The organism is Kitasatospora sp. NE20-6, assembly GCF_045862635.1.
Genome location: NZ_BPRL01000098.1, coordinates 1 through 16,385 on the forward strand (window position 1 = coordinate 1; position 16,385 = coordinate 16,385).

The following is a 16,385-nucleotide window of genomic DNA, read 5'->3' on the forward strand; positions in this document are numbered from 1 at the left end:
GCGGTCGGTGTGGGCACCGGGCGAGCAGCCGCTCTACCCGGACGCCACCCGGATCTGGGCCATCCCGCTGGACGCCGACAACACCTACATCCCCGGCACCGGACACTGGAACGACGCCACCACCACCGACACCCACACCCACAACGCCAACGACAACACGAGCACCGCCCAGCCACCCGCCACCTACACCGGAACCGTGGACGGGAGCGCCGGCTCCCGCACATCCGACGGTGCGACAGTTCTGGCGCAGGCCCAGGTCGGCCCGCTCGGAGTGCAGTTCACCGGTGATCGTCCAACGGGACTGCCCAGGTTCGAGGCACAGCAGGTCCAGTTGCCCGGCGGTGACACGGAGACCCGTGCTGTGGTCCGGATCTTCCTGGACGTGCAGCAGCCGGAGAACGGGCCGGTGATCACGCCTGACCAGGTCCGGCAGGTCGAGGCGCGGGCGCGCCAGGGACTGGACCTCATTTACAACGTCGGCTCGCTCCTGCCCAACGGTGACGTGCTGAAGGTTGCGGTCGAGTTCGTGCCCCAGCAGACCGAGGCCCACCACACGGTCGTCCTCCGTACCGAGCCGGAGAACGGGACCGGCCCTGGTTGGGGCGTCGACTCGCCCCGGAGCGCTCTCGCGGGCGAGATCGGGTGGCTCCTCGGACTGCACGGCGACACCGTCCGTTCTGCGGAGGGCGCCACCCGGAAGACGGTCGGGTCCGAGACGCTGACGGCGTTGAGTGGGCTGCAGCAACTCGGCGTATGGGTGGCGACAGCCCTGGGGGGTGCCTCGTCCGCTGCGGGCCGGGTGGACGGCCGCCCGTTGCAGGCGCGTTTCTCCCTCGATGTGCGGCGTGCGGTGCTGTACGGGAAGGCCGGTGTCGGCGGGCTGCTGCCGCCGTCGGGGATGCCTGGGCGGGTCCGTCCGGTTCCCCTGGGCGTGGCGAACCGCAACGGCACGTTCGTGGCGGAGTACCCGTCGACGGTGGGGGCACACGCGGCGGATTCTGTCGCGCCGGCGGCGATACCGCGCCGGGTGGTGATGTTCCCGGAGCACTGGACCGAGGACGACGCGGTGTACGCGGCCGAGCAGGCGTACCTGGACGCCCTGCGCAACGACCGGATCAGCCCGCTGGGTGTGGCCGTCGGCTCCTTCCACTGGTCGGGTGTGTACCTGGGGGTACGGATCGAGGGAGAGGTCCGTGCCGGCGTGTTCACCTCCTTCCGCCCGGCCCGGGAGCAGAACGATCTGTCGCAGTCGGCGTTCTCGCCCGGGACCGGCAGGCTCGTGCATGTCGGTCGGCAGGACGACCACATCACCTCTCTCTTCGGTGACCGCCGGGATCGGACCGGTGCCCATCTGGCGTCGTCGCCGGAGGGCCTCGGCGACCACGGCGTGCGCGTCCTCGCTGAACAGCCTCCGCTGGGCAACCGGACCTACACGGCGGAGGTGTGGTTCAAGGACCCGCAGGTGGAGCAGGGCGACCAGCTGGAGGCCTTCCCGTCCCGATGGCGTCTGCACCGGGACGGGGACCGGCACCGGATGTTCCCGAAGGACTGGTCGCCCGAGGAGGTCCTCGGCACCGTCGAGCAGGCCTATCGGAACGGTGTCAGGCGGCTCGGCCCCGACGGCCGCACCGAGCGCTGGATCGGCGAGGCGAAGGGCGTGCGGATCGAGGGGCTGGTCCGCGACGGCCGGCACATTGCCTACGCTCCGACCTGGGAGCAGCCGCACAGCACGTGGCCCGCGGAGGAGCCTGTCGCGAGCATGGAGCCGGTGACGTACGGGTTCCGGGTGCTGGGCCTGCCGCGGACGGTTCTCGGTCGGCACGTGCTGTTCGCCAACGGGGACCACGGCATCGAGTTGATGTGGCGCGTCCACCTGTACCAGGCCGGCGGGGTCGATCCGTCGGTGGTCGAGGCGACGCGGCAGAAGCTTCGGCGGCTCGTCGCCGAGAGGTTCCTGACCACCGTCCCCGTCAGTGATGCGGCGCCCGTGCGTGTGACGGTGGAGTCCGTGGAGGCTCCGGGCGCCGCGGACTACGGGTGGGCCGTCCGGCGGCCCTACACCGACAACGAACTGCTCGATGAATTCACCTGGTTCTCCGGCGTGCGGGAGGACGACGAGGCCCTGGCCCGGCTGGGCGCGGACTTTGCGGCGGCGATGCCGCGGACCGGGGAGTGGCTGCCCCTGGAGGGCACCGACCCGGTCCGGGCACAGGCGGCGATCGACGCCGCACTGGAGGCGGGCGGGCGCGACCTGCTGGAGCTGCCGTCTGCGCTGCGCGAGCCCGGGCCGATCGGCTCCGGCGCGTCCGACGCGCCGGTCAGAACGCTGGCGGAGGGTCTCGACGGTCGGCTCGACCAGGAGTTCACCCCCGAGGCGTTCGACGCCGAACACCCCGCGGGCACGTTCCCCGCGAATTGGACCCGGTTCGAGATCCGCTATGCCGCCTACCAGGTCCGGCTGGACCCGGCCAAGCGGACGGTCCACCCGGCCGAGCCCGGGGCGGAGCTGCTGCGTGGCCGCTTCGCCGGGGTGGAACTGGAGGTGTCGGTCCTGAACGGCCTGATCACCGCCTTTCACCCGACGCCCGGTCAGGCGTTCGGGCCGAGGGCGGTGGCCGACCGGGGGACGGAGCCTGCGCAGTCGCCGACGCAAGCCCCGGTGGCGGGCGGGGCGGACGTTGTCCTGGGCGAGGCCCGGGTCGAACGGCCGAGCGAGGCGCGCTCGGAAGAGTTCGGGTATGCCATCGGGTTCTTCGACCGGCGCTTCGACGTGCAGCGGATCCGGAGGGCGGGCGGTGAGATCACGACCCGCGCGCTGCTGAAGGTTTTCCTTGAGGTCGAGCACCCCGCGGAGGGTCCGGGCATCACCCGGCGGCAGGTGGACGCGGTGAGGGCCCGTGCCGCCCGGGGGCTGGACACGTTCTACAACTCCGGTTCCCGCCTGCCCAACGGTGATCTGCTGGAGGTGGCGGTCGAGTTCGTCCCGGAGAGGGACGCCGCCCATCACACCGTCACGCTCCACAGCATTTTCGAGCGCGAGAACTACAAGAACTGGGCGGTGAACACGAAGGAGGAGGACCTCGCCCATGAGATGGGACACCTCCTGGGGCTGATCGACGAGTACCGCGACCACGAGGTGATGAACGAGGGGCGGCCCCTGTACACGGACGGCGGCCTCATGAGCGGTGGCTACAAGGTCGATGGCCGTAACCGCGTGATCATGGACACGGAGCAGGACCCCGAGAGCATATCCGTGGTGAACTCGTGGATCCCTCCGCGTAACCTGCGGAAACTGGGGATCTGGATCGAGGCGGCGCTCGCCGCGGCCTCGCCCGCGGTGTCCGGTGTGACGGTCCACGTTCCGGGTCACGAGGGACGGCAGGACGGGATGCCGGCCAGGGCGAGCTTCTCGCTCGACGTGCGGCGCGCCGTGCTCTACGGCAAGGACGGCGCCGAGGGGTACCTGTCGCGCTCCGACAGCCCGTACCGCGTGCTCCCCCGGAAGGTGGAGCTGGAGAACAGGAACCGTACCTTCCGGGTCCGGACGCAGAGCGTGAACGGCCCGTCGTCGGTGACCACGGATCACTACATGTGGAACCCGGCAGCGGGCGACCTGGCGGTGCGCCGCGTGCCCCCCATGGCATGGCAGACCATGTTCCCCGCGTACTGGACCGAGGACGACGCCGTCTACGCGGCGGAGCAGGCGTACCTGGACGCGCTGCGCAACGGCGCCGCGGAGCCGCTCGGCGGTGCCGGTACGTCCTCGCGCTGGGTGGGCGTGTACGGCGGGGTACGGATCGAGGGCGAAGTCCACGCGGGGGCCTTCACCTGGTTCCGTCCGGCCGACGACCAGGCAGGGCTGAAGGTTCCGAATTACCTGCCGAAGCCCCTCCAGGGGGTGCTCAGCGGCCCGAGGTTCGGCCAGCGGGTCGCCGACGTTGCCTTCTACGGCAACCGCCGAACCCGTACGGGGGCGTACGTCGAACCCAGGCCCGAGGTCGCTGCGGCATACGGGCTGGAGATCGGCGACCACGGTGCCGAGCACGAGAACGGCACCTACCTGGCGACGGTCACGTTCCTCGACCCCGAGCTGCGTCCGGGCGACCCGCAGCAGGCCTTTCCCTCGCGGTGGGCACCGCACGCCGACGGGGGCAGGGTCCGCATGTTCCCCGGCACGTGGTCGGTCGAGGAGGTGTTCGGCACCGTCGAGAAGGCATACCTCCGGGCCCGGGCGGAGGGCACGATCCGGCGCGACTCCGACGGGCGTACCGAGCGCTGGGTCGGCATGGCGAAGGGCGTGCGGATCGAGGGCGTGGTCCGCGCCGGACAGCACGTCGCCTACCGGCCCACCCGGCACCAGCCGCAGACCCGGTGGCCCGCTCAGGAACCCGCCGGCGAGACCCGGGTGATGGACGTGACCCTGGGCGTCGACGGTGCCCCTTACCGGGTGAGACTGAAGAAGGTCATTTTCGAAGACGGCCGGCAGGGCTTCGACATCGCCGTCCCGGTCCGGTTCACCCGTGCCCTGCCGACCGTGGTGCGCGAGCTCCGGCGCCGGCTGGCATCGCTGTTCGACGCGCTCTACAACGACCTGCCCCAGGCAGCGGACCGCCCCCTGATCAGGCTCTCCCTCACGCCTGTCCACCAGGCCGGGGACGCGCAGCGCTCGATCGACGTGTCGACCGTCGGCCGCCTGGCCGACCGCGAGCTCGCGGACATCGTTCGGGGCCTCGTCGGCATCCGGACGGATGCGGCCGGTCTGCGGGCTTTGGCGGACGCGCTGGCCGACGGGTTCCAGGCCGGCCCCTGGTTGCTCCCCCGTACAACTTCTGTGGACGCCGCCGAACAGGCCGCCGCCACGCTTGCCGAAGCCGAGCGCCTGGCCGACCCGCTGAAGCAAGCCCCGGCACTGGAGGAGCCCGACCCAGAGGCGCTCGGGGTGTGGGGCCCGCGCCCCGCGACCATGGACCCGGACCGGGCCCGGCACCTGAAGATCGCGGCCGATGCGCCGCGCACGGTTCATCCGGCAGGCACCTTCCCGGCCGGGTGGACCGCGGAGGACACGATGTACGCCGCCTATCGGGTGGCAAAGATTCCGGCGAACCGTCGCTTCGGTCCGCGGCGGCGCGGCAACGGGACCGTACGCGGCACCTATGCCGGTGTCGAGCTGGTGGTGACGGTCGAGAACGGCTGGATCGTCGACTTCCGGCCGGTGACCGTTCAGGTGCCCGCCACGACCTCTGCGGTGCCCGGTCCTGGTGCCGTGGTTCCGGCAGGTGCGGCCCTGCTTGGGGGCGTGCGCTGGTCGCCGGCTCCGCCGCTGACCGGGCAGGTCGGGCAGGTTGGGATGGCCGTGGCCGACCAGCCCTTCCAGGGGCCGTTCGGGGCCGCGACGCCGGGCCGTCTGGACGCGTGGTTCCGGCGCACGTACGGCGGGGTCTCGCCGACGGCCGTCACCGCCGCAGCCGTCACCGCCGCGTTCGGCCCGGGCGGGCGGCGGCCGCTGCTGCGGAACCTGACGGCCAAGCAGTTCGAGGACCTGCACGGCAGGGACACGTTCGCGGGCCGGCTGAAGCCCGAGGACGTCCTGATGCCGGAGGAGTGGCGGCACCTGGAGTCCTCCGCGCCCATCGGCGTGTCGAGGGGCAATATCGTCGATCCCCCGTTCAACGGCCTGTTCCACGCGGAGATCCGCACCTACCAGGTGCGGAAGGGCGCAGGGAAGGACGCGCGCACGTCGACCGTGACGGAGTTCACCCGCCAGGTACACCTGGAGCCGGCTCCGGAACTGACCGTGCCCGACATCGCGCGTGTCCAGGCGGCGGCGCTCGACGCCGTCGACCGGTTCCTGAACTACCAGCACCTGCTTCCCGACGGCTCGCAGCTGCACGTGCGGGTGCGATTCTCGGACGTCCCCGTCCCCGGGCTCCAGAGCATCACACTGCTGCCCGGGGAAGGCACCGAGCCGGGTGACCGCGTGAGCACGACGCGCTGGTACGCGAACATGCCGCCGAGCTACCACGCGCACGAGTTGAGCCACAGCATCTTCGGGCTCCCCGACCGCTACCCGGACCGGCCCGCGGACAGCAGGCCGACCGCGCTGTCGCCGGGCGTACGACTCGACGGCAGTCTGATGGGCCACGCCTTCAACAGTTGGGCGCTGGGCACCTCGTTCAAGCGCGACCGGACCGGCCGGCTGGTTGGCGACCCCTCCCTCGCCCTGCACGACCTCGACCTCCAGCAGATCGCCTCGGCGGCGGGCCCCGCGATCACGGTCACCCCCGCGGTCGGCGACGCGGCACCGGGAACGGGTGTTCCCAGGCTCGCGGGGCCGGACCGCCTGGAAGACCTGCTGCTGCCGGAGGCCGTCACGGGCCTTCTGGAGCGCGAGGAGCTCGCGATCCCCGACGGCCGCGACGGCCTGGAGTACGCCGCGGAGGTCGACCGGGCCCTCGCCTACCTCGGCACGACCACCCTCAAGGACCGTGCCGAGCTGGACCAGGTGACGCACATCCTGACACTGGCCGGTGAGCTGCTCGACGGCCTGCCCTCCGCGGTCTTCCTGGACGGCCTGCTGCCCGCCATCCGGGCGCTGTGGGACCACCTCGCCGCCCACGGCGGCACCGCCGAGGGCGCCGTCCCGTCGGCGCCGGAAGCCAGGCGGCTGATCGGCGGCATGCTGGGGCTGCCGGAGGACGCCGCGGTCGGCCCGCTCGACGTGGAGGCGGCCGCCCGGGCGACCGGCTACCTGTCCCGGATCGGCCTGGACCCCGCGCAGCTCCCGCCCGGTGAGGTCCTGAAGATCGGCCGCCGCATCCAGCTCTGGCGCGAGCTCGGCTGGGCACAGGACCCACAGCCGGCAGGCGAGTTCGCGGTCGCCGACAAGCTGTACAGCCTGCTCTCCTCCGACCTCGGGGACGACTCCGGGCGCGTGTTCACCCGGGCGGACGCCGAGGGGCTGCTCACCGCGTTCTTCGGCCCCCAGGAGCCGCAGCAGGACGACCATCGCGGCCAGGCCTTCGTCCGTCTGGTCGGCACGTATGCCGGCGAGGCACCGCTGACGCGTGACTCACTGCGCGCGTGGACCAGGGCGCTGTCGGGGGAGCAGGGAGGCCGGGACCACCGGCCCGAGGAGCTGCGGCACCTCACCCACCTGGTGGACCTTGCGGCCATGCAGGGCATCCCGCGCGGTGCCGACCAGCTGAGGACCCTCGCGGCCGACCTGCTCGGCGCGAACGCCCGGGTCGGCGAGCTGGTGCACCTGGCCGGGCTGGTCTGGTCCCTGACGGGCGACGACACTCTGCTGACGCCGGAGCTGCTCCACAGCGCCGGCACGCTCCGCGGCTGGGCGGCGCAGCACCTGAACACCGGCACCGAACGGGCCGTGACGGCGGCTGCTCTGAAGGCCTTTGTCAACGTGCTTCACCTGGACGGTACGGGCACCGCGTCGGCGGATCCCGGCCGAGCTGCCATGGCGCTCGCCCTGGTCGGGCTCCTGCGGGCCTTCTTCGGTGCAGAGCTGACCCAGGAGCACCTCGCCGCGGAGTTCAACCTGACGGTGCTGGAGGGCGCGAATACCCTGGCGCAGGTGAAGGAGGTGGTGTTCGGCACCTCGGGTGTGCCGTCCGCCGATCTCCTGGAGCTGGTGTTCAGGGCACGGGCCCTCCAGCGGGGGCCGGTCCTGTCGCTGGAGCGGCTGGCGGCGATCCGCACGGTGGAGGCGTGGGCCGTCAAGGCCGGGCTGGCGCTGCCGGTCAGGGCGGGCGACCTCCAGCAGCTGGCTGCCGCGATGAAGCTCACCGACACCGGGCAGCTGCTGGGGAACATCGAGTGGCTGTTGGGCGCCCCGCAGGCAACCGGGCTGCTGGAGTCGATGAGCAGGGCGTTCGACCTCGCGGTGCGGCAGTCCGGCATGGCGCAGCCCGGCGCCACGGCCGCGGCGAGCAGCGGATCGGCGGCCGGGACGGCCTTTGCCGGCCCGGCCACCGCCCAGGCCGGGCTGGCGGTTGCGGCGGCCACCACGCAGGCCGCGCGCCCGCTTCCGCTGCTGCCCACGGCAGCGACCGGCAGGGAGCCGGGCCGCCTGGACGGCTGGCAGCCCCGGAGCTCCTCCGGTCTCGGCGCGGCCATGGTGAAGTTCGGCGAGCGGGTCCGTGATCTGCTCCCGGCCGTCGTCACCGGCCGGACCGGGCAGTCCGGCAAGCGTCGGCCGGTGGTACGGAACCTGACGGAGCAGCAGTTCCGCGTCCTGCACAGCGCGGACACCATGGCCGGACGGCTGGAGCCGGACGACATCCTGCTCCCGGACGAGTGGCGGCACCTGAGGGCCAGGGCGGCGGTCCACCGTCACAGCGGCGTCATCAACGACCCGCCGTACGGGTCTTCGTACCGGGCGGACATCCGTGTCTACGAGGTGCGCAAGCCGAGCGGTCTCCCGAGGCCGCGTGCGCTCAGGGTCACCGAGTTCACCCACCAGGTGCACCTGGCGCCGGATGCGTCGGTCTCGGCGGCGGACATCGAGCGGGCCAAGGATTCCCTGCTGCGCGGGGTCGATCAGTACTTCAACTTCCAGCATCTGCTCCCGGACGGTTCGCAGTTGCACGTCCGGGTGGAGTTCTCCGACATCCCGGTTCACGGATACCAGAGCGTCCGGCTGACACCCGGTTTCGGCGACGAACCCGGTGCGGAGATCGACACGGGGCACTGGCCCGTCGACATGCCGGACTCCGCGTACGCGCACGAGCTGGGGCACCGCGTCTTCGGGCTGGTGGACCGCTACGCGCATCCGGCAGCGGACAACCGGCCTGCCGCACTGTCCGCCGGTACGCGCGGCGAACACGGCCTGATGGGATCCGGCCATCCCACCTGGCGGCACGACTCCACGTTCAAGCTCGACCGAACAGGGCGGTGGGTCGGCCACGCATTGACAGCCCTGCACGACCTCGACCTCCAGGAGATCGCCGCCGGCGCGGGCCTGGCCAACCTCGGCGGCGTGACGCGCGGCCGTGCTGCGCCCCTGCGGAGCGCTCCGGCGACGGCCATTCCCGACCGGCTGGAGGCTCTGCAACTCCCGTATTCCATCAAGGAGTTCATGAGTGAGGAAGGGTTCCTGCTGCCGGCGGGCCGCGATCGGCTGCAGTACGCCGAGGAGCTCGACCTGGCGCTCTACTACCTCGGCGGTCTGCCTGAGAACCGGACCCAGGTCCACTACACCCTGGAGCTGATGGCGCTCGCCGCGGAGCTCTTCGGGACGGACCCGACCGTACCCTCCGCGCAGCAGCTGTTCCCGGGCTTCCAGGCGTTGTGGCGGCACCTCACGGCGAACGGCCGCATTTCGCCTGGCACCGTCGCGACGGCGGCGGAGGTGCGGCAGGGGATCCGCGAGCTGCTGGGTCTGCCGGCGGACGCGGTGGTCGATCCGCTCACCGTGGACGCGGTCGGCCGGGTGGCTGCTTTCCAGGAGAGGATCGGCTCCGACCTGTCCCAGGTCGATCCCGCGAACGTCCTGGGGATCGGTCGCCGGATCCAGTTCTGGCGCGAACTGGGCAGGACGTCGGACCCGCAGACGGCGGACGAGTTCACGCGCGCGGACCGGATGTACACCCTGGTCTCCGAGGACGTGGGGAACACCTCCGGGCGGGCGCTCACCCGGGCGGACGCGCAGGGGACGCTCGCCACGTTCTTCGGCCCGCGGCAGGCCGGTCCGCTGCACGATTCGCGGCGCGGTGACCTCATCGATCTCGTGGGCACGTACCACGGCACGGCGCCGCTGACGCCCGCCGCCCTGCGGCAGTGGACCCGGGACCTCTCCGGGGTCGTCGGCGGGCGCGACCTCACCGGCGCGGAGCTCTCCGACCTCGTGAGGCTGGTCCGGACCGCCGACCGGCTGGGGATCCCGGCTGGGCCGGGCCAGGTGGAGCAGCTGTCGAACAGCCTGCTCGGCACGGCCGCCCCGGCCGGAGACCTGCTGCACCTGGCCGGGCTGGCCTGGCAGGTCACGGGCTCGGACAGGGTGCTGACCCCGGGGCTGCTGTACGGGACGGCCACAGTCCGGCGCTGGGCCGCCGTGCACTTCGGCTCGGCCGATGAGCAGGCCGTGACGTCGGCCCACCTGGCGGCCTACGCCGAGTGGTTCCAGAACCTGAGGACGGATGTTTCGGCCGGGCCGGGCACGGACCCCGACAGCCGTGCCCGGGTCGCCGGCATGATCGACCGGGCCGCCGTGCTCGGGAACCTGCTCGGGTACAGCCCGACCCAGGCCCACCTGGCGGCCGACCACAACCTGCTGGCAGCAGCGCGGGGCCGCACCCTTCAGGCGGTGAGGGAAAGGGTGTTCGGCGGCGCCCAGGCGTCGAGCGTCGACGTGCTCGAACTCGCCGTGCGGGCGCGGGCCTACCAGCAGAGTCCGTTCCGGTCGCTGGGACGGCTGGTGGCGGTCCGCCTGGTCGAGACGTGGGCAGCCATGGCAGGTGTCCGGCAGGTCGACTCGGATCTGCTCCAGCAGTGGTCCACCCGGATCAACCTGCGCGACGCCGCGCAGCTGTTCCGGGAAGTGGAGCGGGCGCTTGCCGAACCCGCCACCGCCTCGCCGCTGAACGGCCTCCAGCACGCCTTCATGACCACGGTGGCCCGGTACCGGGCGGACCGTCACACCGGTCAGGCCGTGGTGACCGTGGCCGCCGGTACGTGGTTCCCCTGGCAGGGCAGCACCCAGGCGCACTTCGACGCGGCGCTCACCGCGCGGGGTGCGGCCGGCTGGCAGCTGATGCTCGGCAACGGCGGGCCCGGCATGATCGAGGTCGACGGCGCAATGGTCGGCGGCCTGGCGGCAGCGGTGTACGCCACCGGCCGGAACGACCTGGCCTTCGTGGCCTCGTTCGCCGCTGCGGTCGGCCCGGACGGCCGGTCGCTGATCGGCGACGCCCACGCCTCCTCCGGCCGCCGGACGCTCGGTGCGACGTACGAGGCGATCGTCATCCCCGGGGGCGAGGTCGTGTCGGGCACGTCCTTCGTCGGCTCCGACGGGCGGCCGTACGTCGTCGCGAACGGTTCCTGGGTCGTTGTCGAGAACGGCCGCGCGCACACCCTGAACACGCCGCTCCTGAGCCAGGCGTTCGCCGCGCTCGCGGCCGTGCCGACACCGCCGGCGGTGGCGTGGCTGCAGTCCTCGTCGGCGCTCGGCACCATGGAGCCGGGCCGCCTGGACGGATGGAGTCCGCAGAACTCCGGTGCGAGCAGCGTGGCGGGCTGGTTCCGCCGGGCCCTCCTCGCCCGGCCCAAGCGGGTCACCGCCGGTCCGGCGGCACGGCAGCCGCTCGTACGGAACCTGACGCAGGCGCAGTTCGACCTGCTGCACGGCAGGGACGAACTCGCCGGCCGGCTGAGGTCCGAGGACATCCTGATGCCGGAGGAGTGGCAGCACCTGGAGGCCTCGGCGACGGCGCGCGTGTCGGGCGGCCAGGTCTTGGACGCCCCCTACTTCGGCCGGTACCGGGCGGAGATCCGCACCTACGAGGTGCGCAAGCGCGACCGGGACAGCGGATCCCGCACGCTGAAGGTGACGGAGTTCACCCGCTCGGTGCACCTGGTGCCGCATCCCTCGCTCTCGGCGGCGGAGATCGCCGCCGCCAAGGCCGCGGCGCTCGACAGCGCCGACCTCTTCCTGAACCACCAGCACCTGCTGCCCGACCGCTCGCAACTGCACGTGCGGCTGAGGTTCTCGGACGTGCCCGTCGACGGCGAGCCGAGCATCGAACTGCTGCCGGGGACGGGCTTCGAACCCGGCCACAGCCCGAACGCGGAACACTGGTACGCGGGCATGCCGCCCCACCTGTACGCACAGGAGCTGAGCCACAGCACGTTCGGGCTTCCGAGCCGCTACCAGGACCCTCAGGCAGACAGCCGGGCGACCGTGCTCTCGCCCGGCCTCCGCCACGACCGCGGCCTGATGAGCCGCAGGGGCATCGGGTGGCTGAACGCCCCCGCGACCGGCTCCACGGCGCAGCTCCTGGCCGGTCCCGTGCCCGGCGGACTGCACGACGCCGATCTCCGGGACATCGCCATGCTGGCCGGCCCCGCACTCACGGGCGCCCCCGTGGTCGGTGACGCGGCACCGGTGCGCAGCGTCCCGAAGCCGGTCGGTCCGGACCGGCTCCGGCCGCTGGACGCGCCGCCGGCGATCCAGGTACTGCTGGCGACCGAGGAGTTCCAGGTTCCCGCGGACCGCGACGGGCTGGAGTACGTCCACGAGCTCGACCTGGCGATCTCCTACCTCGGGCGGAACCCCGTGAACCGGGCAGAACTGGCCGAGGTGACCGCGGTCGTCACCCTGGCCGGTGAGCTGCTCGGCGGCGGGCCGTGGGCACTGTTCCAGGACGGCCTGCTGCCCGGGTTCCGGATGCTGTGGGACCACCTCCGATCCCGGGGGGCCTTCACCGGGAACGGGACGCCTTCGGTGGCGGACACCCGGCTTCGGATCGGGGAACTGCTGGGCCTGCCCACCTTCGCCGCGGTCGATCCGCTGGCCGTGGAGGCGGCGATCCGGGCGGCCGCCTACCAGCGACGCATCGGCTCGGACCTGTCGCAGCTGCCGCCGGACGGGGTGCTGCGGACCGGCCGGGCGATCCAGCTCTGGCGCGAACTCGGCCGTCCCGAGGACCCCCAGTCGCCCGAGCAGCTCTCGGTCGCCGACGCCCTGTACACCCTGGTGTCCCACGAAGCGGGAGTCCTGCCGGGAGAGGCGCTCGGAAGGATCGCCGCGCAGGGGACGCTCACCTCGCTCTTCGGTCCCCGGCCGAGGTCGGTGCAGGACCCGCGTCTCGGCGCCCTGGTCGACCTTGTCGCGGCCTACACCGACCCCGCGCCCCTGACGGTCGCCGATCTGCGGCGGTGGGCCGGAGGCCTGGCGGGCGTCACCACCGGGCGGGACCTCGGACCCGCGGAACTGCTGAACACCGCACGGCTCATCGGGATCGCCCGCAATCTGGGGCTCGCACGCGGTGCGGGCGGGCTGAAGCAGCTGTCGGACCTGCTGCTCGGCGCCGGTGCCCGGGCCGGTGATCTGCTGCACCTGTCGGGACTGGACCGGGCGCTCCTGGCGGGCGACGACCTGCTGACGGGGGAGCGGCTGCACGGTCTGGCCACGATCCGCGGCTGGGTCGCACAGCTGCTCTCCCTCGGCGATCACCAGGCCGTCACACCTGACCAGTTGAAGGCCTACGCCACGTGGTTGCTCGGGGTGCGACCAGGCGGGCCGATGTCCGACCGCGACGGCCTCGCCCACTTCACCGCGCTGTTCCGCCACGTCGCGGCCCTGAGGACGTGGTACGGGGACGGACTGACCCCTGCCCATGCCGCGGCGAGGATGAACCTCAAGGAGATCGGGCGCCAGCAGGACCTGCCGGCCCTGAACCAGGAGGTGTTCGGCGTCGCGGACGTCCCGGACACCGCGCTGCTGGAGCTGCTCGTCAGGACGCGCGCCGCCCAGGGCCACGTCCGGTCGGTGCAGCAGCTGAAGGCGGTTGCCCACACGGAGCGATGGCTGTTCGAAGCCGGGCTCACCGAACCGCCCCGCCCAGACCAGCTCGCACGATGGGCCGTCGGGGTGGGCTGGCCCGGCGCTGCTCCCCTGTTCCAGGAGATCGAAAGCCTCCTCGACGACCCCACGGGAGTCGCGGAGCTGGACCGGCTGCGCACCGACCTCCTGGCGGTCGTGGAGGCGGACGGAGCGCTCACGCAGCCGGCCGTCGGCCAGGCTGTCGCAGCGGACGGCACCGACGCCGTCGTCGCCGCGCAGCAGAGCATCGCCGAGGCGGGCCCGGCCCCGGCGCAGCCGTCGTCCGCCGTCCATGCGACGCCCGTCTTCGCACCCACGGCACAGGACACCGCCCGGTACGGCGACCGCGTGGCGCTGACAGGGGCCTACCACCCGATGCTGCCGCAGCTGCACAACTACGGTCTGCGGCTCGACGACTCCGAACACCCGGCCCACCCGAACGGTACCTACCGGGCCAAGGTCTGGTTCCTGGACGCGTCGGTCCTGCCGGGGGCGGCTGCGGCGGAGCTGCCCACCCGTTGGCGGGCGAGCTCGGACGAGCCGACCCGCACCCTGTTCCCCAGGGGGTGGGCGCAGGCGAAGGTGTCCGACGTGGTGGTGCGGGCGCACCGCCAGGCAGTGGCGTCGGGTACGGTCCAGCCGGACGGGCGGGGCTACCGCTTCGTCGGCGAGGCCGACGGGGTGCGGGTCGAAGGCACGGTGCGTGACGGCCGGTTCGTCGTGTACCGGCCGACCGTGCACCAGCCGCACCTGACGTGGCCGCGCGAGCTACCGGTGGGCAGGACCGCCGCGGCGGTCCTCGCTCCGCCCGCCGCCACGAGCGGCACGGGGCCGGAGGTGCACTACGAGCTGTTCGAGAACGGGCAGCTGGGTGTCGTGCTGACGGTGCCGGTGCACCTGAGCGGCACGGGCGAACAGGAGGTCGAGGACTTCGGCGGGCGGCTGGAGACCTTGCTCGACGAGGCGTACAACGGCCTCCCGCGCGTGGACGGCGGTTTCCTCGTCCGGGTGGCGATCAAGTACGTCGAACGGCAGGAGCACGCCCTCTGGTCGTACTCCGTGCCGGACGGGGCGGAGACGTCGCTGAGCGACGCCGATGTGACGGCGCTGCTGCCGCAGTTGGTGGGCGTGGCGGCGGAGCCGACCGCGCTGGCCGCGTTGGCCGCTGCGGTCCGGGCCGAGGTGCCGGTCGGCGAGTGGCGACCGATGTACGGTCACCCGGGGGCGGACCCCAAGGAGAAGCTCGCCGCGGGCGTCGCCGCGAGCGAACCGTTCACCGGGCCGTCCACGCCGCGCACGTCCGCCGGTCCCGCCGCCGGCGTGATCAACGCGCTCCAGGACGAGCAGGAGTTCGGGACGGCGTTCGCGTCGGACGCGCCGCGCAGCGGCCACCCCGTGAGCGTGTTCCCGGCCGGGTGGACAGAGGAGGAGATGAGGTACGCCGCCTACCGGGTGGCCCGCAGCGCCGACTCCCTCAGGACCGTGGACCCGGTGGAACCGGCCGGCACGGTCGTGATGGGCGAGTTCGCCGGTGTCCGGCTGATGGTGGTACTCGATCAGCAGGGCGTGATCACCGACGTTCTGCCCGGCCACGGCGCCGAGACCGAGCAGGCCGGGGTCGCGCCGCAGGTCACCCTGGAACAGGCGCAGGACGAACAGTCGCCGGCCGGTCAGCGGCCGGCCGGGCAGCCGCAGGACGAGCAGTTCGTCGCGGTGACCGCGCCGAGGAAGACGGACTACACGACCCAGGGACGGCGCGTCAGGCTGGGCATCCGCCACGCGATCTACCCCAGCGGGAAGCTGGCGGTCCTGATCTCGGTGCCGGTGCACTTCCGCGACACCGGGGCGGCGGCCGCCGAGGCACTGAGCCACAACGTGCAGGCCCTCCTCGACCGGACGTTCAACGCCATGCCGCGGAGCGGGTCCGAGCCGCTGGTCCGATTCTCGGCCGTCAGCACACCACGGGCAGCGACGGACCGCCAGTCGGTCACGGTCTCCTCCTCGGACGAGCTGACCGGGGAATCGGGGCTGGCGGTGCTCCAGGGGATACTCGGTGTGCCCGTCGACCCGGAGGGCCTGGCAGCGCTGCTCACCCGGCTCCGGGCCGACACCCCCGTGGGCGAGTGGGACCTGCCGGCGGGCAGCGATCCCGTGACGGGACGGGAACTGCTCGACGCCGCGCTCAGGACAGCCGGCCTCCTCACCGACCCTCCGGCCCGGCCTGCCGCCGTTGCGGCAGCCTCGGCGGCGGCCACCACTCAGACGTGGCTGGGTTCCACGGTCGGTAGGACGGTGTCGTCCACGGCCGAGACACCCTTCCCGGGACTGCTGAACCCGGAGGCACCCGGCCGTCCGGACGCCGTGCTCCCCCAGAGGCTGGCCGAGTTGTTCGGGTGGGCGGACCGTGTGCGGGAGTTGTCGGGTGAGGTGGTGCTGTCGCGGCCGGCGGCGTTGGTAGCGCGGTGGGTGGAGGAGTGGGCGCGGGAGGATCTGCGTCTTGAGCCGGGTACTGCGTTGTCGATGGAGCAGCTGACGGCTTTCGCGGTGCGGCTTGTCGGGGATGCTGACGGGCTCGCCGGGGTGGGGGCGTTGCAGTGGTTGCTGCGGAGCACGGTGGAGCTGATGCCGCTCACCCATCCGGAGGTGCTGGAGGAGGGCGCGGTGCTGCCCGACCTGGCCCGGTTGGGGGGGGAGTATGCGCTGGATGTTGCTTACTGGGTTCGGTTGTGGCGTGAGTTGGGGGGTGTGTCGCTTCCGCGGTCGGAGGAGGAGCTGAGGCAGGCCGAGCGGTTGTACAGCCTGGTTTCCTACCATCTGCGCGGTGGGTTCA

Annotated in this window: 1 protein-coding gene (running past one end of the window); it reads left to right on the forward strand. The window is 72.6% G+C overall.

From position 1 onward, the window contains the following. On the forward strand, positions 1-16,385 hold part of the coding region annotated (locus tag SNE206_RS37850; RefSeq protein ID WP_407918133.1) for an EndoU domain-containing protein (this coding region is incomplete at both ends). The annotated region continues 11,860 nt past the right edge of the window; 16,385 of 28,245 annotated nt are visible.